The organism is Pedobacter sp. NJ-S-72, from assembly GCF_053890575.1.
Genome location: NZ_CM132681.1, coordinates 758,799 through 778,635, shown reverse-complemented (window position 1 = coordinate 778,635; position 19,837 = coordinate 758,799). Strand labels below are relative to the sequence as shown.

At 39.2% G+C, this 19,837-nt stretch carries 31 protein-coding genes and 1 pseudogene; 7 read left to right on the top strand and 25 right to left on the bottom strand.

The features are described 5' to 3' along the window. The first annotated feature begins 75 nt into the window (after window positions 1-75). From ACWYN3_RS05145 to ACWYN3_RS05130, 4 genes are all read left to right on the top strand, one after another. Window positions 76-348, top strand: coding sequence for a Crp/Fnr family transcriptional regulator (locus ACWYN3_RS05145; RefSeq protein WP_456220180.1), 273 nt, complete (start codon window positions 76-78; stop codon window positions 346-348). A gap of 16 nt (window positions 349-364) precedes the next feature. Continuing rightward, window positions 365-562, top strand: coding sequence for a hypothetical protein (locus ACWYN3_RS05140; protein ID WP_456220179.1), 198 nt, complete (start codon window positions 365-367; stop codon window positions 560-562). An 80-nt stretch (window positions 563-642) separates the two neighbouring features. Then, window positions 643-1,293 (top strand): cysteine hydrolase family protein, encoded by a 651-nt coding sequence (locus tag ACWYN3_RS05135; RefSeq protein WP_456220178.1) that lies wholly within the window; start codon window positions 643-645, stop codon window positions 1,291-1,293. Between the two features lie 212 nt (window positions 1,294-1,505). Beyond that, window positions 1,506-1,862 (top strand): RNA polymerase sigma factor, encoded by a 357-nt coding sequence (locus ACWYN3_RS05130; protein WP_456220177.1) that lies wholly within the window; start codon window positions 1,506-1,508, stop codon window positions 1,860-1,862. 72 nt (window positions 1,863-1,934) lie between these two features. Here the strand turns inward: ACWYN3_RS05130 and ACWYN3_RS05125 are convergent, their stop codons facing one another. From ACWYN3_RS05125 to ACWYN3_RS05065, 13 genes are all read right to left on the bottom strand, one after another. After that, window positions 1,935-2,120, bottom strand: a complete 186-nt coding sequence (locus ACWYN3_RS05125) for a hypothetical protein (RefSeq protein WP_456220176.1) — start codon at window positions 2,118-2,120, stop codon at window positions 1,935-1,937. A 161-nt stretch (window positions 2,121-2,281) separates the two neighbouring features. Continuing rightward, on the bottom strand, window positions 2,282-2,665 hold the full coding sequence (locus tag ACWYN3_RS05120; protein WP_456220175.1) for a luciferase domain-containing protein: 384 nt from the start codon (window positions 2,663-2,665) through the stop codon (window positions 2,282-2,284). A 180-nt stretch (window positions 2,666-2,845) separates the two neighbouring features. Beyond that, window positions 2,846-3,076: a hypothetical protein gene (locus tag ACWYN3_RS05115; protein ID WP_456220174.1), complete on the bottom strand. Its 231-nt coding sequence runs from the start codon at window positions 3,074-3,076 to the stop codon at window positions 2,846-2,848. A gap of 22 nt (window positions 3,077-3,098) precedes the next feature. Further along, window positions 3,099-3,632, bottom strand: coding sequence for a hypothetical protein (locus ACWYN3_RS05110; RefSeq protein ID WP_456220173.1), 534 nt, complete (start codon window positions 3,630-3,632; stop codon window positions 3,099-3,101). A gap of 17 nt (window positions 3,633-3,649) precedes the next feature. Next, entirely contained in the window at window positions 3,650-3,829 is a 180-nt protein-coding gene (locus ACWYN3_RS05105) for a DUF1731 domain-containing protein (RefSeq protein ID WP_456220172.1), read from the bottom strand. A gap of 16 nt (window positions 3,830-3,845) precedes the next feature. After that, window positions 3,846-4,271 carry a hypothetical protein gene (locus tag ACWYN3_RS05100; protein ID WP_456220171.1) on the bottom strand — a complete coding sequence of 142 codons (426 nt, stop codon included), beginning with the start codon at window positions 4,269-4,271 and terminating at the stop codon, window positions 3,846-3,848. Window positions 4,272-4,282: 11 nt separating this feature from the next. Continuing rightward, window positions 4,283-4,585, bottom strand: a complete 303-nt coding sequence (locus ACWYN3_RS05095) for a hypothetical protein (RefSeq protein ID WP_456220170.1) — start codon at window positions 4,583-4,585, stop codon at window positions 4,283-4,285. Window position 4,586: 1 nt separating this feature from the next. Next, window positions 4,587-4,859 (bottom strand): hypothetical protein, encoded by a 273-nt coding sequence (locus ACWYN3_RS05090; protein WP_456220169.1) that lies wholly within the window; start codon window positions 4,857-4,859, stop codon window positions 4,587-4,589. Then, complete coding sequence (locus ACWYN3_RS05085) at window positions 4,856-5,086, bottom strand: hypothetical protein (protein ID WP_456220168.1); 231 nt, start codon at window positions 5,084-5,086, stop codon at window positions 4,856-4,858. The genes ACWYN3_RS05090 and ACWYN3_RS05085 overlap by 4 nt, the downstream gene beginning before the upstream one ends. A gap of 82 nt (window positions 5,087-5,168) precedes the next feature. After that, window positions 5,169-5,675 carry a GbsR/MarR family transcriptional regulator gene (locus tag ACWYN3_RS05080; RefSeq protein ID WP_456220167.1) on the bottom strand — a complete coding sequence of 169 codons (507 nt, stop codon included), beginning with the start codon at window positions 5,673-5,675 and terminating at the stop codon, window positions 5,169-5,171. Between the two features lie 77 nt (window positions 5,676-5,752). After that, the gene (locus ACWYN3_RS05075; RefSeq protein ID WP_456220166.1) at window positions 5,753-6,343 is read right to left on the bottom strand and encodes a GNAT family N-acetyltransferase; all 591 of its coding nucleotides are present in this window, start codon (window positions 6,341-6,343) and stop codon (window positions 5,753-5,755) included. Then, window positions 6,303-6,692: a MarR family winged helix-turn-helix transcriptional regulator gene (locus ACWYN3_RS05070; protein ID WP_456220165.1), complete on the bottom strand. Its 390-nt coding sequence runs from the start codon at window positions 6,690-6,692 to the stop codon at window positions 6,303-6,305. Before ACWYN3_RS05070 ends, ACWYN3_RS05075 begins: the two co-directional genes overlap by 41 nt. Next, window positions 6,682-7,185, bottom strand: coding sequence for a GNAT family N-acetyltransferase (locus ACWYN3_RS05065; protein ID WP_456220164.1), 504 nt, complete (start codon window positions 7,183-7,185; stop codon window positions 6,682-6,684). The genes ACWYN3_RS05070 and ACWYN3_RS05065 overlap by 11 nt, the downstream gene beginning before the upstream one ends. Window positions 7,186-7,424: 239 nt before the next feature. Here ACWYN3_RS05065 and ACWYN3_RS05060 point away from each other — a divergent pair, with 239 nt between their 5' ends. From ACWYN3_RS05060 to ACWYN3_RS05050, 3 genes are read left to right on the top strand one after another with little or no spacing between them, the layout of a single operon-like run. Then, complete coding sequence (locus tag ACWYN3_RS05060) at window positions 7,425-7,862, top strand: hypothetical protein (RefSeq protein ID WP_456220163.1); 438 nt, start codon at window positions 7,425-7,427, stop codon at window positions 7,860-7,862. Next, window positions 7,810-8,910, top strand: a complete 1,101-nt coding sequence (locus ACWYN3_RS05055; protein WP_456220162.1) for a glycoside hydrolase family 3 N-terminal domain-containing protein — start codon at window positions 7,810-7,812, stop codon at window positions 8,908-8,910. Before ACWYN3_RS05060 ends, ACWYN3_RS05055 begins: the two co-directional genes overlap by 53 nt. Window positions 8,911-8,924: 14 nt before the next feature. Continuing rightward, entirely contained in the window at window positions 8,925-9,737 is an 813-nt protein-coding gene (locus tag ACWYN3_RS05050; RefSeq protein WP_456220161.1) for a glycoside hydrolase family 3 C-terminal domain-containing protein, read from the top strand. A gap of 116 nt (window positions 9,738-9,853) precedes the next feature. Here the strand turns inward: ACWYN3_RS05050 and ACWYN3_RS05045 are convergent, their stop codons facing one another. From ACWYN3_RS05045 to ACWYN3_RS04990, 12 genes and pseudogenes are all read right to left on the bottom strand, one after another. Beyond that, window positions 9,854-10,855, bottom strand: coding sequence for a hypothetical protein (locus ACWYN3_RS05045; protein WP_456220160.1), 1,002 nt, complete (start codon window positions 10,853-10,855; stop codon window positions 9,854-9,856). Beyond that, a complete protein-coding gene (locus ACWYN3_RS05040; protein WP_456220159.1) occupies window positions 10,843-11,850 on the bottom strand; it encodes a hypothetical protein in 1,008 nt (335 codons plus the stop codon). The genes ACWYN3_RS05045 and ACWYN3_RS05040 overlap by 13 nt, the downstream gene beginning before the upstream one ends. Window positions 11,851-11,858: 8 nt before the next feature. Continuing rightward, the gene (locus ACWYN3_RS05035; protein WP_456220158.1) at window positions 11,859-12,089 is read right to left on the bottom strand and encodes a hypothetical protein; all 231 of its coding nucleotides are present in this window, start codon (window positions 12,087-12,089) and stop codon (window positions 11,859-11,861) included. A 16-nt stretch (window positions 12,090-12,105) separates the two neighbouring features. Continuing rightward, on the bottom strand, window positions 12,106-12,276 hold the full coding sequence (locus ACWYN3_RS05030; protein ID WP_456220157.1) for a hypothetical protein: 171 nt from the start codon (window positions 12,274-12,276) through the stop codon (window positions 12,106-12,108). Then, window positions 12,255-13,145 (bottom strand): hypothetical protein, encoded by an 891-nt coding sequence (locus ACWYN3_RS05025; RefSeq protein WP_456220156.1) that lies wholly within the window; start codon window positions 13,143-13,145, stop codon window positions 12,255-12,257. The genes ACWYN3_RS05030 and ACWYN3_RS05025 overlap by 22 nt, the downstream gene beginning before the upstream one ends. Window positions 13,146-13,306: 161 nt before the next feature. After that, complete coding sequence (locus tag ACWYN3_RS05020) at window positions 13,307-13,654, bottom strand: DUF3995 domain-containing protein (protein ID WP_456220155.1); 348 nt, start codon at window positions 13,652-13,654, stop codon at window positions 13,307-13,309. Window positions 13,655-13,862: 208 nt separating this feature from the next. Then, on the bottom strand, window positions 13,863-15,290 hold the full coding sequence (locus ACWYN3_RS05015) for a Tc toxin subunit A-related protein (protein WP_456222887.1): 1,428 nt from the start codon (window positions 15,288-15,290) through the stop codon (window positions 13,863-13,865). A 56-nt stretch (window positions 15,291-15,346) separates the two neighbouring features. Continuing rightward, complete coding sequence (locus ACWYN3_RS05010) at window positions 15,347-15,877, bottom strand: hypothetical protein (protein WP_456220154.1); 531 nt, start codon at window positions 15,875-15,877, stop codon at window positions 15,347-15,349. After that, window positions 15,852-16,328, bottom strand: coding sequence for a hypothetical protein (locus ACWYN3_RS05005; protein ID WP_456220153.1), 477 nt, complete (start codon window positions 16,326-16,328; stop codon window positions 15,852-15,854). Before ACWYN3_RS05005 ends, ACWYN3_RS05010 begins: the two co-directional genes overlap by 26 nt. After that, window positions 16,322-17,344, bottom strand: coding sequence for a hypothetical protein (locus ACWYN3_RS05000; protein ID WP_456220152.1), 1,023 nt, complete (start codon window positions 17,342-17,344; stop codon window positions 16,322-16,324). Before ACWYN3_RS05000 ends, ACWYN3_RS05005 begins: the two co-directional genes overlap by 7 nt. Further along, a pseudogene (locus ACWYN3_RS04995) lies at window positions 17,274-18,346 on the bottom strand (neuraminidase-like domain-containing protein). The gene ACWYN3_RS05000 and the pseudogene ACWYN3_RS04995 overlap by 71 nt, the downstream one beginning before the upstream one ends. Beyond that, a complete protein-coding gene (locus ACWYN3_RS04990) occupies window positions 18,301-19,815 on the bottom strand; it encodes a neuraminidase-like domain-containing protein (protein ID WP_456220151.1) in 1,515 nt (504 codons plus the stop codon). The pseudogene ACWYN3_RS04995 and the gene ACWYN3_RS04990 overlap by 46 nt, the downstream one beginning before the upstream one ends. Between the last annotated feature and the right edge of the window lie 22 nt (window positions 19,816-19,837).

Below are 19,837 nucleotides of genomic sequence, written 5' to 3'. Positions count from 1 at the left end.
AAAAACATAGAGAAACATATCCAAATAACGGATACAGAATTTGAACAATTCTGCGCAAATTTTCAAAACCGAAAGGTGAAGAAAAAAGATTTTCTACTCAGAGCCGGAGAAATATGCAGATACGAAGGCTTTGTTACAAAAGGCTGTTTTAAAGTATATTATCTTGACGAAAATGGTTCAGAACAGATCCTTTATTTTGCCACAGAAGACTGGTGGGCCACGGACATTGATAGTTTTACCAACCAGGTTCCAGCTATCCTGAATATAGAGGCTTTAGAAGATTGTGAAGTCTTATGTATTAATAAGACTGATAAAGATCTCCTTTATCAGCAATTGGCGAAAGTTTGAAAAACTGTTCCGTATTATGAATCAGAGAACATTGGTTTCTTTTCAGCGGCGGGTCATCTCATCTATTGGCAAAACAGCTGCAGAGCGTTACATTGAATTTATTGGAAAATACCCGGATTTAGAAGATCGGTTAACACAATTGCAAATAGCTGCTTACCTAGGCATTACACATGAATTTCTAAATAAAATCAGGAAAAAGCTTTCCAGGATTTAATATTATTATTTGCGGCATTGAACTAGTTCAATTTTTCACAAAAAGTGCCGCTGTACTTTTGTTTTATAAAAAAAAAAAAAATGAAGAAAGCAATCTTAAACATCGGTGCAGCCTGCCTGCTCACTATCAGCACTGCCCCTGCTGTATCCGCTCAAATGATAAATCATGCAAATAGTGCATTAATCATCATCGACATTCAAAATGACTACTTCCCAGGTGGTAAAATGCCCCTTGTCAATGCAAATGAAGCCAGCACGAATGCTAAAAAACTAATTGAAAAAAAAAGCAGACAGGCAGGTATCCCCGTTATTCATGTACAACATATTGCCCTGCAAGAAGGCGCAACCTTTTTCCTGCCTGATACAAAGGGTGCAGAGATCCATCAGGATGTTACCCCATTAAAAAATGAGAAGCTAATTGTAAAACATTATCCTAATAGTTTCCGTGAAACAGATTTGCTGGAATATCTTCAACGTAAAAACATTAAAAACCTGGTATTTGCAGGTATGATGACCCATGTTTGTATAGATGCCACTGTAAAGGCCGCCAAGGATTATGGCTTTAATTGTGAGGTTATAGGGGATGCGACGGCCACAAGAGATCTGGAGATCAACGGTCAGCAGGTAAAAGCTGAACAAGTTCAGAAAGCCTTACTGGCTGCCTTGAATTTCTACTATGCAGAAATAAGTTCTACTGAGGTATTTCTTAGTCAGAATCAATTGAAGAAATAGCTTACGCATGATTCGGTAGTATTTCCGCAAAATAGCTAACAACCAATCAATCAGGACAATAAAAATATAAATTCTTTAAATAGCCAGGCGATAATTTAAATGCATTTAGCAAAAAATAATGAAATCAGACCTGTCTATAATCAGAAAAATTAGCTGTTATTTTTTTATACTTGATAAAAAATCAGGGAATTAATTGATTTAACAAGATTACTATGGAACCAGAAAAAAGCATCTACAGTTACTTTAGCGACACAATGTTACTCACTTATTTAAAACAGGGCGATCGCCAGGCATTTGTAGAAATTTTTGACAGGTATTGGAAAAAGCTATATAATGAGTCTTATAAACGACTAAAAGACAAAGATTTAGTAGAATCGGTAGTCCAGGAAGTGTATGTAACTTTATGGAAAGAAAAGGAGAATGAGAAAATCAAGAAGGTTCTGCCTTACCTATTATCATCTACACGCACCCATATCCTGAAGTTATACCGCGATGGCAAGGCTGGTCCTTTTTTTGAAAGAGGACTAAATTACGTTATGTTAGCCTCCATACACAATGGTGTGAATTAGATAAGAATTGTTAGCGATATCGTAATCAGCAGCTAAATCCGGGCATTGAAACAAGCTGAATTTATTCCTGTTTCAATGCTCTTGATTTAGCTGAATTTGTATACAGAAGATATCAAATCCTTTCCCATTTTTTAATTGCTGATTACTTGTTCCAATCAATTTGGAGATACTTACAAGCTGTCTGAAATCAAATGGCATGCCGGCTGCAAGGAATAAAAGCGAGACTGTGCCAACTGCAATTAATAATTTGTTCCTCATCGGAATAACTGTTTTTTATCAAAAAACTCTATTTAATTTCAAATTGGCATTCCCCGGATTCCTCTCATTTATTCTGCCCCCCTAACCCTTAAAAAAAAAAAACAGGCACCTATTCCCCCGAACATCATATGATTTAACGAAATATCGCGCTCTGAGAAACTTTAAGGGGTAATGAAAGTTGAAATATTTTTTTGATAAGAAAGGGCTAACAAGTGTTTAGCATAGTCCTTATCTTTTTCAGAGTCAATATGAAAGCTGACCCATCCCGATGAGGTGAACAGATGATGATCTTGTATTCTTCCTTCTTTGATTAATTGTTGCTTAAACTGCCTTGTAAATAAGATGTCCATGATCCCATTACTATGAATATGCCCAATTTCATGTCCATGAAAATCAAGCTGCATACCACCATATTTATGCAATCTGCCCAACATCCCGTCCCAGGTTAATACTTCCGTTTCAATTTCATCCAGCCAGTCCAGTATTTCAGGTCTGATAACAAACATCCATAGTTTAAGCCAGCTATCAAAAATAAGGGCAAACAAAGGTATTGCTTTAAGAAAGCTGAGCCTTTTAACAACAAACAAAAATAGTGTCTTATCTTTTTTCACTGAGCTCTTTAATATGCTCCATTACTCTTAAATGAACATTTCTGGTAATACTTTTAGCCCAGATATCATAGTACCAGGTTGGAAAAACATATAATCTATACCAGCTGTTACCTATCAGTGTGTTGTACCGTTTTTATTATCCTTTAATAAGAACTGACCTCTTAGAATATCTATATGTCCCATGATCTCTGGATCTCTGGGCTGACCGGTAATATCAAACGTAAGATCCTTATTGACATCATAAGTGACTATTTTTTCATCAAAGGTATATCCATTACTAAAAATGCATTTACGACCGGCTCCTTTATAATAGCCCTCCACAGTAGTTGCACCAGGGCTTGGCATGCCGATATTAAACAGCCAGTAATCATTTTTTTTTTTTTATAGGTTTAAATGAAACAACATGTTTCCATATTTCCCGGGGGCTTGCATTGATCACCATCTCATCAGCAACCATATTCTCATAATGATGTTCCTGAACTGCATCTGTCAAAAACACGATTATAAGGAGTGAAAAGATACTTACATTGAGTTTTTGACTATTCCTTCTCAATATACTGCGGCCAATAAATGCACCGGTCACAATAAAAACAAAAATCAAAGGGGAAACAATGAGCAGACAGATCGAGCCTTCTTTATAAAAGACATAGCTTAATACTATTCCGATCAAACCATTCAGACAGGAATAACCAATGATCGTTTTACTTTTAAGCTTCAGGTCTCTCCAGAACCAGCTGCTAATCATTCCCATCATCAATGGTAAGATAACAAACTCCGAAAAGATCATGGTTCCATCACGATCAACGAAGAAATATTTCGTCCCCCCCATAATGAGCATTGCAAAAATATTAGAGAAAAAAAATCCTTTTAATAAGGCGGAATCGAACAGTTTCTGAAACATATTATGTATTTTAAAATTTAAATACGAATGCTTAAAATATCCTTTACTGCATACTCAGATTTTGAAAACAAAAAAGGATAACCACCATCCAATAAACGTTTTGGCATAACCCACCTGCTTTTCAAGATCAGCTCAGTTTCTGTCCCAATCAATTTCGCTCCCAACTCTAATAGCCATGCTGGAGAAGGCAGTCCCAAAGGAATACCATAAGACTTACGACTTACGCAGCAATTTCATCAGATCCGTGTTTTTGATGGCTTCTGGTGCAGCGCAATTCATAACCCCGCTCAGCTCTTCATGCTGTAGCAACCATTCAGTGCATTTAGCTGCATCCTGTTCATGTATCCATGAAACATATTGCTGGCCATCCCCCTGATGTCCTCCCAAACCCAGTTTTACCAGATTCAGTAAACGGGGGAAAGCACCATCGCTCCGGCCCAGAACAATAGCCATCCGCAATGCAATTTTCCTTGTTTTCGGAGTTTCCGTTTCAAAAAAAGAAGACTCCCATTGACGGCACACATCTATAGAAAAACCATAACCTATATCTCCGGTTTCCTCATCCTGAGGCCTGTCTTCTGCATGACGGTAAATTGTTGAAGAGGTTACATTGATCCACAATTTTGGAGGAGCAGTCATTTTACTGATTACTAATCCCAGTAGCCGGGTGGGCTGCAACCTTGAAGTAACGATCGCTTTCTTGTTTTTCTCCGTGTACCGGCAGTTTTTACATTTTTACCACAAAGATTAATTAACAGATCAGCACCATCTAAAGAATTACTCCATTCCCCATCATCTACCCCATTCCAAACTAATGTTTTAATATTTCCATCAGCTGCCTTTTCAGTTCTGCTCAGAATGATTACTTCGCTAGCCAGACCTCTATAATATTGTGCCAATACGCCACCAAGGTAACCATTACCTCCGGCCAGAATAATTTTATTATAGTTCATATTAATGGATAAAAAGGATGATCAAAAGAATAACAAACCGATATAATGCCCAGGTAAATGTCAGTGTCCAGCCTAATTTCAAAAGCTTGGTTCTACGAATATGCTCTAAAAACATTAAGCCGGCAACTCCCATAAAATAAGCAGCATAACCTAAGGGAGGAAGGTTAACCCAATGCGCGAATAACAGACCTGGCAGCAGTAATATAGCCCCTCCAAAAGAAATTGTCATCATATGTCCCAGATAATCCCATTTCCTGCGGCTACTGATTTTCATCCGCTCACAACGAACCCCTGAAATAAAAGCTGACCACCGCAAATCAGGTATTCACGATAAATATGATCTTCAGGGAGCAAACCATTCATCAGGCTTGTATAACCTGAAAGAATATAAGCAATCCCTCCCCAGCTCAAGATAAGATAGGCAATACGATCAGCTAACCGGAAAGCGGGCTGGCTATCTTCTGTAAATTCAGGAACCGGTTTAAGAAGGGAAATATTCATCTTGTATATATTTAAGTTTCAGTAATTTTTGAAAGTTCAACTGGTAAAAAAAATCCTCATACCTGAAGATTTTTATCATTGCTTATTTGAAGATTTTAAATATAGAACCCCAAAACCAGTTCTCTTCAGCTTTAAGCATGGTATCCAATGTTTTATCTACATTTTTCGCCAGTTTATTAATGTCTTTAACAGATTTTGTAAAAGTCATAAATTCAGGATCTTTCACATCCCCTTCTACCTTAGACAATTCATCAAGAATTTTGATCACTGGGTCAAGTTCTCTTTTCCTACGCTCTTTAGCTACTTGTCTGGCAATGTTCCAGGTATCCTTATCAGCAAAAAAATACTCTTTACGCTCCCCTGCTTTATGTTGTTTTTCTACAAGTCCCCACCCGATTAACTCTCTCAAAGTCATATTCGCATTTCCTCTTGAAATACTCAGGGTGAGCATAATTTCTTCAGTAGTCAACGCTTCAGGAGAAATCAATAACAAAGCATGGACCTGCGCCATTGTACGGTTTATACCCCACTCGGAACCCAATTTCCCCCACGCCTCAATAAATTTCTGTTTTGCTTCTGGTAATTCCATGAACAAATATACTAAAGTTTTTAAACTTTCAAATATTACTGAAAGTTTATTTACAAAATAATACTTAAAGGAATAAACTAATCTTTTAAAACCATTTTATAATAAAGATTACCAGATTCCTCCTGCTCTTTGCCCTTTTTCAAGAAACCCATTTTTTCAAACCAGGTGACCAATGCCAAGGGCGAATGCACATAAAGCCCTTCAATCTTCTGAGCTATTAGTTTCTGAATTAAGGCCTTGCCTACTCCTAAGCCTCTATATTGTTCTAATATCGCCAGCCCTTCGATTTTATTCCCCACCCTGGTTTTCCGGCAGCTGCATGTTCCAGCCGGCAAATCATGTACTGTAGCCAGAAAATGTAATGTTTTATCATCCGTTGTACTCACAAAAGACTGTTCATCATCAATTTCCCTTAAAATTGATTTTACTATTGCTGCCGAAGTTTTCATTCCTTCGGTTGTTTCAACCAATTGAACCTCTATTTCCAAAAGCTCCGCGCTGCTTTCAAACCGTTTTTCTTTCATGGTCTCCACCAGATTCTGTGCCCGTTCAAAAAAGCTCTTTTTCCGAAGCTGTTCTTCTGCCTCATTCAAAGCCTTCAACAAGTTATTCTCATTCTCAGTAACCTCAGATAAGACTTTGATCATGACTTCCCATACTGGTTTCATTTTTTCGATCAGCTCCCCAGGCTTTCCCAGTCAATATAATCAGCCTTTTACGTTCATCAGTTTTATCACGTAAAGAGCTGATCAGCTTTTGCTGTTCAAGCTCTTTTAATAAACTAATTGTTGAAGGATGTGCATAGCCAATCTCCGAAGCAAGCTCAAGGATACTCAAAGGGGATTTAAACTGTAAGGTATAGATTACTGGAAACCACTTCGGTTCGAACTCTATACCAAAAGTTTTATACAGCAATAATCCATCCTTACGAAATTGTTCACTTAAACGTTGTAAACGTGTGGATATCGCCAATATACCAGATTCATCTATCAGATTAACAGCATCTTTATTTGTCATTATTCAGTTGTAAAACAAAAAAGTGAGTGTCCAGTTTCATCAAAGGCATCGTAGCAGGTAAGTTCGCTTTTTCAATAGGAACAAAACCATTGCGCTCATAGAACCTGATCGCTGCCTGTAAAATTTGTACAGTTCCCAGGTAGATCGCATTCATCCCTTTTTCTTTAGCATATGCAATAAGCGTAACCAATAACTCCTGTGCGATCCCCTTCTCTTTTCCCCTAAAATCTTTATTGACAAACATTTTTCGGATTACTCCGATTCCATCGCCAATATTGATCAGTGCGATAGAACCAATCACCTGGTCATTATGTTTCGCAATCCAGAATTCACCTCCTGGTCCTTTGTAAAACTCATCTATCTCACTCAAATCAGGCTGATCTTCAGCAGTAATCGGAATATTAAATTCTTGTTGCTGAATAGTAAGTATTAAATCAATGATTTGTTCGGTCTCTGCAACTGTTGAGGTCTTGATTTCAAATTGTATTTCCATCGTTTTTATCATATATAATTCAAAAGTACGTAGTCAACTACATATATACAAATTATTATCAAATAATTGGATTTCAATTACAATTCGACATGCGGTTTAAATTAAGAATTTGGAAAAGCAGAAAATAAAGTTTACCATTGCTTCATATAGAAGCGACTTAGCAAAAAAAAGAACTGATTGGTCTGCCAATCAACCTGATAACAAGCTTTAAGCCTATAAAAAAACAAAACCAAAGCTGTATGAAAAAGGTAGTCTTAACCCTATTTGCACTTTCCTGTTGCCAGATCTCAAATGCTCAGGAAGGAAAAAACTATAAACTGATCACGAACCCAAATGGAATCGTCCTGGGATATAATCCCGCATCAGGTGTCAAAATATTGACAGTTGACGGACTTAAATTCAAGGACCTGAACAAAAATGGCAAGCTTGATAAATACGAAGACTGGAGACTCAACCCAGAAGAAAGAGCTAAAGATTTAGCCCGCCAGATGACCATCGGACAAATCTCGGGGTTAATGCTTTATAGCGGCCACCAGATGATCCCGGCTTCTGATTCAGGTTTTGGCTCTGCTACCTATAACGGACTGGTTTTCAGCAAGGGCAAAGCTAAAGCCGAAGACCTGAGTGATAACCAAAAGAAATTTCTCAAAGAAGACAATCTCAGACACACATACTGATCCCAAAGTTCAAAGTCCGGAAGTTGCTGCCGCATGGAATAACAACATGCAGGCCTTTGTAGAAGGTACAGGCTTCGGTATCCCGGGAAACACCAGCACTGATCCACGCCATACTGCCACCATAAACAGTGAATTCAATGCCGGTGCCGGAGGGACAATTTCTATGTGGCCTGACGGACTTGGTATGGCGGCAACATTTGATCCGGCAATAGTTAAAGAATTTGGGCATATTGCCGCGCAGGAATATCGCGCATTAGGCATCTCAACAGCCCTCTCACCCCAGATTGATTTGGGGACAGAACCACGCTGGTACCGTATTTCAATGACTTTTGGTGAAAACCCATTGTTAGCTGCCGATATGGCCCGTGCCTACATTGACGGTTTTCAAACCTCTTTTGGAAAGGATGAAATCAAAGATGGATGGGGCTATAAAAGTGTAAATGCAATGGTCAAACACTGGCCCAGCGGAGGTGCAGAAGAAGGCGGCCGAGACGGACACTGGGCTTATGGCAAATTTGCTGTTTATCCCGGCAAAAATCTGGAACAGCATCTTTATCCTTTTACACAAGGAGCCTTTAAACTTGACGGAAAGACCAAAGAAGCGTCAGCAGTTATGCCATATTATACAATTACATACGGACAAGACCCTTCCGGAAAAAATGTAGCCAATGGTTATAGCAAGTATATGATCACAGATCTGCTCCGAAAGAAATACAATTATGATGGCGTAGTTTGCACAGACTGGCTGATTACTGGAAATGAAGGAGCTACTCCTGATATTTTTGCAGGTAAACCATGGGGCGCAGAAGCTTTATCAATCAATGAAAGACATTATCAGGTAATCATGGCTGGTGTAGATCAGTTTGGCGGTAATAATGAGGTGAAACCTATTCTGGCTGCTTATCAAATCGGTATCAAAGAATACGGAGAGAAATTTATGCGGACCAGATTTGAAACTTCAGCAATCAGATTATTAAAAAACATTTTCAGAGTCGTCGGGCTTTTGAAAACCCATATCTGGATCCTCAGGAAAGTAAACAGATCGTAGGAAATAAAGAATTTATGAAAGCAGGTTTTCAGGCGCAGTTAAAATCTGTGATTTTGCTTAAAAACAAGTCTTCTGTTCTGCCTATGGCCAAAAACAAGACAGTATTTGTACCTAAGATTTACTATCCTGCTTCAAAAGACTGGTGGGGAAACTTATCTGCGCCTAAATTTGATTTCCCCGTAGATATCAATCTGGTGAAAAAGTATTATAACCTGACAGAAGATCCTGCTCAGGCTGATTTCTCTATTGTTTTCGTATCCAGTCCATACAGCGCAGATGGCGGGTATGACCTGAATGACAGAAAATCAGGAGGCAATGGATATGTTCCGATCACCTTACAATATAATGCTTATACCGCTTCAACTGCAAGAACAAAAAGTATGGCCGCTGGCGATCCGGTTATTGATCCGTCCATAGACAATCGTTCTTACGCCAACAAAACCGTTACTGCCTACAATACAATGGATCTGAGGACTATCCTTGATACTAAATCAGCCATGAAAGGAAAACCGGTTATTGTGGTTGTGAACGCATCAAAACCAATGATATTTAATGAGTTTGAAAAACAGGTTGAAGGAATTGTATTACATTTTGGCGTTTCGGGTCAGGCTGTACTGGATATTATCTCAGGAGCTGCAGAGCCTTCTGGATTGTTACCTGTTCAGATGCCCGCTGACATGCTAACAGTAGAGAAGCAATATGAAGACACCCCTTTTGACATGAACTGTCACACAGATGCTCTGGGGAACGTTTATGATTTTGGATATGGATTAAACTGGAAAGGTAAAATCAGCGATCAGCGTAACGCTAAGTACCATTCCAAATAGAACTTCCTTTCAAACAGGATAAACCCGGGTTTTATTTAATCAAAAAGGGGCAGATGAAAACATCTGCCCCTTTTTGATACCAGCCGGTTCAGGACTGTCAATGATATTAATGTTTTTTACTTACGTTTTTTAAAATAACCACATTCATTTAATATTTCCTGATAATACTTTGTCTGGCCGTATTGAGCCTTCAGTTCCGCAAAATATTTACCGGCAGGTATGTTGCTGAAATCAAATTCCCAACGATATTTTCTTTTGTTATCCGGACTATTATATTGTACATTATAGATCTCGTTTCGTTCACATTTAGCAGCCATATAAGTATATTTCGCCTTTAGTTCCTTTGTTTTAGCACCGGATCTGGCCAAAAGATAATACTTCTCAGCTATTTTGCTATTAGTTACTATCTTTCTATATGGCAAAGGAATGCTGTAAGGTGAATCTCCATAACTTTCAGTTACGGTAGCCGAATAGTAAAACACACGGGCATTACCAAAATGGGTAATATTATAATAAGCATTGGCTATTAAAGCTGCATTTCTGGATACATTTTTACCAGCGGCCAGGTCTCCTTTAATAGTTTTTAAGGCTTCAAGAAAACCCAATACAGTGAAATGTTTTTTTTTTGTCTTATCAGCGTCAAAATCGCAATCATGACAATCCTTGATATTGATATTAAAAGGATTAGCATACATAACAGACCTGTTCACCGTATCAGACTGCTTCATTAAAACAACAGCTTCATCCAATTTTTCCTGATATACCAATAATATAGCCTGCAAATAGCTTAGCTGTCCCACATTGATCGAATAGTAATTCAGCATGGATTGCTCAAAAGCTGTTTTATCTTTCTTATTCAAAAGTGCTTTTGCAGCCTCTATCCTCGCATTGCTATTATAAAATCCCATTTCCGGATGAAAGAAATAAGCTTTCAAAACATCCCCCTGTTTCTTATACAGATCTGATAAGATGTTCATACTTTGGGCTATTGCACTGTTGAAACGAAGATTTGGGATAGATTTTTTATTCTTACTTAAATTGTTCAGCCAGTTTAGCGGCTCCACCATTTCAGCCTCAGTTTTAGCATCTATACGTTTGAGTTGTTTCAGGTAAAGCAACCAGTCGAGCCCTTATACTGTGCCATAACCAACGTATCATTTTTAGGCAATTGCTTTTTTGCTTTACCATAAAATGTTCTTGCAACCGTATAATTACCTGAAAGTGAATTCATGTAACCAGCTGCCATATTCCAATAATAAGGTTTCAGCGTTTTATCCTCGCTGGCGATTTTGTTAACCAATGTACGTTCACTGGCCGTTTCAACACGTTTAGTTCTACTGGTTGCACTCGTATCTTTTGACGCCTGGCCTTCTGCTTCTCTGATATTCACCAGTCTGCTTAACAGCAGATCAAGTTTTTCAGATTTCGGGTCAATTGCATAAATTTCTTTAATTGCACGCGCTTCATCCCCACTGCTTCCAAGCATATGCCATAAAGTGATTTTCTCTTCTCCGGTTTTAGCAAGGTTTAATGTGGCCAGCCAATCTTTCTCGTCCTGAGGATGAAAACTCCATCTGCTTGGGATTTTCATTTCAAAAGAATAGTTATAACATAAGCTATACAGATAGTTTGCCTGTGCATACTCCCCCTTTTGATAATAATATCCAGCCAGGTAGCCAAGCGCACGATAATAAATCATATTCTTTGGAAAAGAAGCCCCTTCTTTAGCAAAATACGCAGGCAGTGGCACATCAGCTTTTACGGGATCCGCGGCGTGCTGCCTCTGTTTGAAATAGTAATAACGTACCATCTGGAACCACAGGCGTTCTTTAATAAAAGGATCTTTTGCCTGTTTTACAGCCTGCATTAAAGTATTCTCTAAAGCAACAGGCACTTCTTTGACCGGAGTTTTTTCGTAAGACCAGTAATCACCTGAACCCACCGAATAAACTTCACATTCTTTAGCTAAAAGCAAATAATCAAAAAAAGCATTTACTTTCTTTTTATCCGCCTTTGATTTTTTTAAATCCGGCAAACCAGCGGCCAATATATCCAGTTTTCCTTTATAATATCTGGAAGCTGAATCAATATTTCCGGCAGTCGCCTTAATCAACAATGTTTTTAGCGAGCCGTATCTACCTGATTATCAAACCACGAATTCCACTCACTAACAACCAACTGGTTATAGCGCGTATTGCTATCGTCCAAATAATACCCATTATAATAAGTAGTCGAACTTGTAAAGAAGAAGGGCGAATAATTGCTGTTTACAAAGGCTTCCGGTGCAAAACTAGAGCTTTCATAATCATCATAATACCCTCCATCACCACAGGCAACTACAATACCTGCCACCGCAATGGAGCAGACACTAAAAACGAGCAGAAACTTCTTTGATATCTTTTGCTTCAAGCGCAGAAGCAGCGTTGGTTGATAATTCATAATATATAATATTGCGTTTTTCAAGATGTGCAAGGTGTTTTGATAATTGACTGGCGGCCTGATCAAGCAGCTTTGGATTTACAGTTTCGAGTTTAAACAAATCATTCTCTTTGATATAAATTCCGCCGGAATAAAAACTCTTATTCGCCTGGTAAACATTTGCCTGACCTGTTTGCTTAAAATTAGTCGATCTGATAGTTCCTGCTGCCCTATCTTTCCGTAGATCTGAATTACTTTTCCTTCTCTGATCTGTATTGTCCACGAAAATAAGGGTAAAGCGATATCTAAAGGCAATTGATATAATGGCAGGTATTTAACATACTTTGCTGCATCAGTCGTATTGTAAATGGAGTTTCGCTGTTTTAGATTCGCAGAAACTTTTCCCATATTATAAAACATTAACAATCCTTTATCAACCGGAGGCACGCCTGTACGATCTGCATATTTGACCTGATGCAAACGAATGGTTGCTTCCAGCTGTTTCTTATTCAATTGTTTAAATGCTTTAAGAAAAGCAAAATAGCGGTTTTTAGTACCTGTAGTCCAGTCACAATCTATTTGTACACGTTCATAAGGGATCTTATTCTGCGTGGTGATGTCATTAATCAATTTATTAATCTTTTCTGCCAATGGAGCTGTCTGATCAGGAGATAACTTTTCAAAAGTTCTGTTCGTGATATATATGACAGGAACAACATGGAACTGACGAATATCCTGATTGATACTAATGATCGCATTTGGACGTACATCTTTTTGCTGTTCATCCCAGATTACATCAAATAAGCGCAGATATAACTGGTTAGCTGCTGCATCTTTTAAAAGAGCGGCCTGTGATTTATCCAATGAAAAAGTGGTTTTCCAATAATAAAAAGCAGAACTGGCAGTAGATATTTTCTTTTTACAACCTGTAATACAACAGGTAATCAGACCTATAAGAATTAATCCAAAAAAAAGCACTTTTTGACGCATATCAGCAAATTAATATTCTATTTCCAAATATGATTCCGGAAACCTCCCAAAGGTAGACAAATGATCTTTATCAGGTTAAGAGCAGGCTTAAAATTCACCAGATAAATTTTAAAAGGCTTTTTAAAACAAAAAAAATATCAATACGTGAGAAATAAAAATCACTAAACACAAAGGAATATAAAAAACCTCGTATCATTTTTGGCAAAACCCGATGTTTTATGTTTTTTCATCAACCCAACATAGTTAAAATCACCAATCGTCCGCAACAGGAAAATCAAACCGATAACCAGAATTCCGTATTTGATATATAATGGATTGATGCCTGAATCCGGCCAAATCTGAATGCTGAGATTGATCGCTGCAAAAATCAGGAGTCCAACAGCAACAGTAAGCGTTGCACGAACCCCGGGAACAAATAATTTTTCACCAGAGTTGACTGTGGGTACCGAAAGTTCTTTCCCCCACTGGCCGCCAAATGCCCAATAAACATGGATGAAAGAAAGTATCATAAAAATTAATGCGTTCAGTAAAGTCAGAAAAACAAGCATGTACAAAGTTATAAGATTTTCAAATCTTATCAAACTGGAAGAAGACTCTTTAACATACGTACTGCATCTATGTTGGGAAGGGGTTGGTAAGGCCATTGGCCTTACCAACCCCTTCCCAACATAGATGCCTTACAGAACTTAATCGGTATCAGACCCGTCACTGACTGACTTAAACCCCGTATTTCACCACCATAACCAGCTCTTCCAATTTAGCGACCTGAAGTGCAGTTCCAGATAAGATAAACTCTGTATCCAGCTGAATTGTAATATTTTCCGCTTTCAACAAATTAGAAGATTTGGAAAGATTCAGGTCAGTTCCATTGATTTTCACCGTATAACTGCCCGGATCACCTTTAACCTTTGCCACAAAAATCACCTTACTGATTGTAGTCGTTAAAGGCTGTACAAAATACGGCAGCCTGAATTTGCTGATCGTTACCGGAGCAGAAGCGTTTTTAAGCAACAGATTCCAAACATCAGGCATATCCTGTTTCAGGTTAATACCAATATGCAAACCGGTTTCGTTCAGCGTCTGATGTATCGCATTTAAACGACCTTTAAGACTTGTTTCGGCTAAACCTTTAAGCACAGATCCACCCTCTCTGGCTGTATATTTAACATGTAAAACTACATCTGCAATAGTACTGTAATCAAACTGTCTGATGTCTTTTGGCAATTCAAGTCTCCAGCTGCTTATCGCACCTGTCCCCTCAAAAGGCAAATACCGTTCATCTTTGAAATTTAGCTCAAATACACCACTATCATTTTGACCGCTGCTTGCTGCAATAGACTGAATTGCACCTAAATTGAAAATAAAGCGTTCGTCATTCCCAGCCGGATCTTCGGTATAACCTGTTGCTGCCGAATTATCCGGGTTCATGTTTTTACGGTATTTATTCTTAACAAGGGATAATTTGGCACTTACCGCTGTATGCGGGCCGGCTATACAAGGTAAACTGATACTCACAGACTTAATCCTTCTGAAATATTGCCCCGCATAATCCATATCAAATAAGGCTTCAGGCAGGTCAAAATCACATACTCCAGTAGCTCTCAACTGTGCCAGGGCAAGCGGATCAAGCAGGCAAACTGAAACATGTCTGGTCAGTTCATACTCTCTCCTGTTCTTATCTAAATACCCGCATTCCATTCTTTTGATATCATGCAGTAGCTTGTCGGCAGTTTGAAGACCTTTTTTCATACTATCCCAATAGCCATACTGGATATAAGTATCCCCGTTACCCAGTTCATACTGATAACTCCGTTCCGCTTTTTTCGCAACATCATGAGCCAGCGTATAAGCCCGGAAGTAAACAGCACTCACCTGCCCGATCATCCAGTCATAAAGCTGTTTATTAGTGAATTTATTATGCATGAAATCATCAGTTTTCTTCGCGTTATCAATTTGTATCAAATGATTACGTAAATCTGTTTCTGCAATCTCCTGTCTGATCTGAGCAGCAGAAATCTGTTTATCCAGAGAATCCAGTTCCTTTGCAGCTAATGTTTCCTGTAATTTCCAATCCGCAAAACGTCTGTCATAACTACCCGCAGTAGCTGCCCTGTTTGCCTCATAAGAAGCTGCCGAGCTTAACACATTCAAGACTCCCGCAGCTGCATTTGCAGAGTGCGCAAGGAAACTACCTCCCCATTTTACTGCGGCCAGCGGACTTCCCCAAAACCAGAAGCACCAATGTCTAAATCAGGGATCAGTGCAAGGATACCTGCTGTAGCTCCCAAAATCTGCGAAGCCATTTGATAATCATGGGATTCACTCAGTTTATCAAGGTTTAATTGCTCCTTAGACGTGATATAACTAATATCTCTAAAATAGCTATGACGTGCTTCAGTGACAATTTTTGTTTTTTCCAATACCTTAATCTGCTCCTTGGCCTCACTAATCTGAAGCGTTTTCATATCCTTTACAGCATTTAAAACGCGAATCTCCAGCTCGCTTCTTAATAAAGCCATTCCTTCAACATCTTTCTTTTCCAGAGCCTGAAGTAACGAACTGCCCAATCCTCTGACTTCCTGGGCAAGTTCAGTCGCTTTCTGAGACAAAACATTAAACTTGTAATAAGGAGTTGGCGCATTCATTCCCGCAAGGATAGAAGAAAGATCCATTCCTGAGGCAGCAGCCCGAACCAGCATTCCCGGATCAATCGGAGGCGCAAAATAAAGCAAGACTGCGGAATACACCGTCAATATTTTGAGAATTACGGATTTTAAATAACCTGTCCGCTACCTGATCCCAATACGTATTCATTTGATCATTGTTAGGGATACAGAAATACAACATGGATAAGGTCACATCCGGCGGAGGTAATTCGGCTCCTCCTTCTGGTAATACCGATAAATCAGGCAAAACATTTTCAAGGTTAACCAGTGCATTTCCAAAAGCATCAATATGTGCTTCCAGCTGATTATAAGTTTCATAAGGAGCTTTAATTACAGGCTTAATCACCCTTGGTTTAGGGCCAAGTAATTTATCAGCCAGAATATACATCTGGGTTGCCTGTGCAATGGCTTCCATAGTATCCTGCCTGAACAGATAATCACCCCATAGCGTTAAATTCCCTATATATTTCATCAGTAATGCTTTCTGGTAAGCTACAGGTCTGAAACGGGCTACCACATGAGGCTGAAATGGCTTCTCTCTCCATTGCGAAATAGCAATTCCAATTTTGAAACATCCTCGGTAGAAAAATGAGCCACCTTATCCATCAGTTTATCAATCAGCTGAGCAGTATAATCTACTTTATGCGTCAGGAAAAAAGGCTTGGTTACCCAATATTTTTCTGGTGCTTTACCAGGCAAGGCGCCAGTCGGATTAAACATATAATGGAACCAGGTCATTGCATCTTCAAATTGCTGGTTCTGACTTAGCCTGCTGGCCAGTAAAAACGGAACATGGAAGAACAGCTCCCAGTTGTAGCTACTATAACTGCCATCACTACTAAAATCAATGTCCTCTACCGGGAAACCTAGCTTTCTCACACCGTTTTTCTCCAGCAGATAGGTTCTTGGAATCCTGCTTACATTTGGCTGGTAATTAGTCTGAAAATTGAAATTAGACTGCTGTAACTGCGTATCTCTTTTCATAAGCTCTGGGATTCCCAGTTTGTACAAACTCTTTTTAAGCGGACAAACCAACGGATGATACATATTTTTGAAAGCTTCACCGTATTTAAGCCCCTTGTAATTACCCAGTTCTGTTTTGATCCGCTGAAACTCCTCATCCTTGTTTAATTCTTTGACCAGTGCAACCGGATCAGGTGCGGGCACAGCCTGTAGTTTTGCAAGGTATTTCATGCCAAGGGCGATAATATCCTCAATGAGTTTTAACAAGTCAGAAGCCGTCTTCTGAAGTACCAGAGGTCCGGTCTCATCTTTGGTCAACACGTTATAGAATCCAGGTACGATTACATAAGCATGATTACTATCCTCCATAAAATAAGGTAAAAACGTACCCATAGCACCTTTGAACCTTCCCTTTCTCCCTACGGAACTTTCGGCCATGTAATTACCATTAATCCCGGAAAAGATGATTTCAAACAACATCACTAAAAGATCAATGATGCTAAACTGAGCAGGATAAGTTAAGCGGAAAGTTCCTGGAGTTACACCCAGCAATTCCATGAACTGAGTCATAGAAAATGCATTTTGAACCGCCCAAACGATCCATTGCAGGTGCATTTTCACTCATTTCATTGTAACGCTGCAAAGTCAGTTTTGTGTTTTCAAAATCAGGATAAAAGTCTGGCAGATTCCAGCCTCCAAAGCCTTTGACCAGTTCAGGATAGCCTTTACAGCCCGCCACATTGAATACACCTTCCAGTCTTTGCTCCTGCGAATAACTGTTGCCGTTGGTGGTGAATAACCAGATCTGATCCAGATATTCGACATACATCATATTGAATAAATCTCTGGGTACCGTGTTCAGCCAGTAATTCCCTTTTCCCGGCGGATTTTCAATCGCATCTTTAGAAATCTTTTTAGGCTGCCATTTTTTATTGGCAAACTCACTGATCGCCAATTGGATTTTAAGTTTTTTATTTGGTTTTCCCGGAACCGTGCCCCCGCCTGAACCACTCGGTACAGACACAGAATCTTTCATCTCAGCTTCATCACTGAAAATCGGCCATGCCAGGCAAAGACGGTTATTCCGCATAAAACGAGCAGCTGATCTGAAGTAATATCCAGTTCTACCTTTTCCCAGGGCGTCCAGTAGCGCTCCTGCTCAAATGTGCGGTAGTAATAAATAGCCGGATCACCACCTTTGGTACGTCCAAAAACGTGCATAGTTTTGATATCTATCTGATACCATGTCGCGACAACTTCTAAAAAAGCAATATTATCAAGTTTCTCCAGGTAATTGATTAAACCTGCTTCGGCGGTATCATTGTTCAGATCATCCTGTAATAACTCATTTTCCAGTTCTTTAAACATAAATGATTTATCATCCCGAAGCTCAGCTTCAATCCAGTTTTCAGGATATAAAAACACTTTACGGTTAGCTTCCCAAACCCGGTAGTTTTTCATCCATTTCCACTGGTCCCAGCTCGGATCATCATCCAGATTAGCTGCACATTTCGGTTCCAGCCCCATTAAACAACGCTGTACAAAAAGCTGTATGGTATTATGTGCCAGCACAATTCTGGAAGAAGAGAGAGAATTGATTCCATTTCTACATCCACCAGAAAATAATCATACAGATCGTTTTCATCCTTCAAATCAGGGTTTACAGCTAATAAATAAGCAATCAATGCATCTCTTTTTTGAGGACGGATTGCATCAGTTATTTCTTTCAGCGTGTCTGACCATGTATTTTCATCATAGCGGGCTTTTAAGGCCATCCTGAGTTGTGTGGTATCTGTATCCGTTAAAACAGGTTTGATAAAAGCCATCACCTGACTAACTGTTGTACCCAGCGTACGCAGATATTCAGCATTGGTGATCACCTGCAGCCAGTTTTGTGACGACTTATAATTGTCCAGATTAAATACGGTAAACAGACTTGCATCTATAGCAGTAAGATCTGATGTCTGATAACCAGTTAATAAGGACATTGTTTCGAACCAGGTCGTTTGACTGGTTGTATTGCCCGGAAGCAATAGCTCCATTGTCCGCTGAAAACTAAGCGGGTTTTCTACATCTGCCGGATCCGGAACAGGGCTTAAAGATTTCGCCAAATTAACTATTCCTATAAAATCAGCGTATAAACTCAGATTTACAGGGTTTAGCGTAGTATTATAAGGAATTCCATCGAATACAAACCAGCCTAAGTCAGCTGCATTTTTAAAATACCATGCTGTATCGGTTACTTCCAGCTGAAACGAATTAACCAGCGGGATCATTTTATGCAATAACCGGAGCGCTGAAAACTGAGGTACACAGTTCAGACTGGTAATTGGTGCGATCAGGTTGATAAAAGTATCCGATGATAGTAAGTCTTTAATAACCGCAGTGCCGGGTGCAGGCTGTCTTAACAAGGCGTATTTCAGGATCACATTAGCCAGATCGTCCGGGGCTTTGAAAGTCTGCATCAGGCATTGCACCAAAGTAGTTGTCTTCCCGTCAGCAATAAAATATACGGATATAGTATCAAAAAAAGACTTTAACAGTGTTTTCTGAACAGTTGCAAAAGTCACCGGAGTGGCTGCTGCCAGATCGTCTATCTTAGCTTTGATATTCGTTGTATCAAAACCTTCTCTTTTGGTATCCGTAGTTTTATCAAGATAGGCCAGATGATCATCTGCAAATGTTTTGGCCGCAGCTGGTGTAACCCATGTTGCATCCAGAAACCCCATCAGTGTTTTAACTGTGTCAGGTTCTACATTGGCCAGCTTTGCTAACTGGTTTTGCAAAGCTTCGCGCTGTTCATCTGTTTCTAAACCATCATTATAAAGCGATTGGTTATCAGTAAGCACCTTTTTCAAATCCTTTTGTAACTGCGTCAGCACTTCGATAATCCGGTCTTCTTTGAGCTCCCGGTTTACCAGATCTGTCGCTTCATGTTTCAGCATAAACAGCAGATCAGCAGGCTTTTGAGGATAGGACCGAAAAGCAATGGCCTGTTTTATAAATTGCAGCAAAATACCGGGATCTGTAGCATAACTCAAACCCGCCAGTTCATTGACTACT

Excerpts from the sequence above, each read along its gene's own strand:
- ACWYN3_RS05140 (WP_456220179.1), top strand. The coding sequence starts at position 365 with ATGAATCAGAGAACATTGGTTTCTTTTCAGCGGCGGGTCATCTCATCT.
- ACWYN3_RS05075 (WP_456220166.1), bottom strand. The coding sequence starts at position 6,343 with ATGAAACCAGTATGGGAAGTCATGATCAAAGTCTTATCTGAGGTTACT.
- ACWYN3_RS05065 (WP_456220164.1), bottom strand. The coding sequence starts at position 7,185 with ATGGAAATACAATTTGAAATCAAGACCTCAACAGTTGCAGAGACCGAA.
- ACWYN3_RS05100 (WP_456220171.1), bottom strand. The coding sequence starts at position 4,271 with ATGACTGCTCCTCCAAAATTGTGGATCAATGTAACCTCTTCAACAATT.
- ACWYN3_RS05090 (WP_456220169.1), bottom strand. The coding sequence starts at position 4,859 with ATGAAAATCAGTAGCCGCAGGAAATGGGATTATCTGGGACATATGATG.
- ACWYN3_RS05095 (WP_456220170.1), bottom strand. The coding sequence starts at position 4,585 with ATGAACTATAATAAAATTATTCTGGCCGGAGGTAATGGTTACCTTGGT.
- ACWYN3_RS05085 (WP_456220168.1), bottom strand. The coding sequence starts at position 5,086 with ATGAATATTTCCCTTCTTAAACCGGTTCCTGAATTTACAGAAGATAGC.
- ACWYN3_RS05070 (WP_456220165.1), bottom strand. The coding sequence starts at position 6,692 with ATGACAAATAAAGATGCTGTTAATCTGATAGATGAATCTGGTATATTG.
- ACWYN3_RS05110 (WP_456220173.1), bottom strand. The coding sequence starts at position 3,632 with ATGTTTCAGAAACTGTTCGATTCCGCCTTATTAAAAGGATTTTTTTTC.
- ACWYN3_RS05050 (WP_456220161.1), top strand. The coding sequence starts at position 8,925 with ATGAAAGCAGGTTTTCAGGCGCAGTTAAAATCTGTGATTTTGCTTAAA.
- ACWYN3_RS05020 (WP_456220155.1), bottom strand. The coding sequence starts at position 13,654 with ATGATACTTTCTTTCATCCATGTTTATTGGGCATTTGGCGGCCAGTGG.
- ACWYN3_RS05025 (WP_456220156.1), bottom strand. The coding sequence starts at position 13,145 with ATGCGTCAAAAAGTGCTTTTTTTTGGATTAATTCTTATAGGTCTGATT.
- ACWYN3_RS05125 (WP_456220176.1), bottom strand. The coding sequence starts at position 2,120 with ATGAGGAACAAATTATTAATTGCAGTTGGCACAGTCTCGCTTTTATTC.
- ACWYN3_RS05135 (WP_456220178.1), top strand. The coding sequence starts at position 643 with ATGAAGAAAGCAATCTTAAACATCGGTGCAGCCTGCCTGCTCACTATC.
- ACWYN3_RS05060 (WP_456220163.1), top strand. The coding sequence starts at position 7,425 with ATGAAAAAGGTAGTCTTAACCCTATTTGCACTTTCCTGTTGCCAGATC.
- ACWYN3_RS05115 (WP_456220174.1), bottom strand. The coding sequence starts at position 3,076 with ATGCCAAGCCCTGGTGCAACTACTGTGGAGGGCTATTATAAAGGAGCC.
- ACWYN3_RS05130 (WP_456220177.1), top strand. The coding sequence starts at position 1,506 with ATGGAACCAGAAAAAAGCATCTACAGTTACTTTAGCGACACAATGTTA.
- ACWYN3_RS05000 (WP_456220152.1), bottom strand. The coding sequence starts at position 17,344 with ATGACTCAGTTCATGGAATTGCTGGGTGTAACTCCAGGAACTTTCCGC.
- ACWYN3_RS05080 (WP_456220167.1), bottom strand. The coding sequence starts at position 5,675 with ATGGAATTACCAGAAGCAAAACAGAAATTTATTGAGGCGTGGGGGAAA.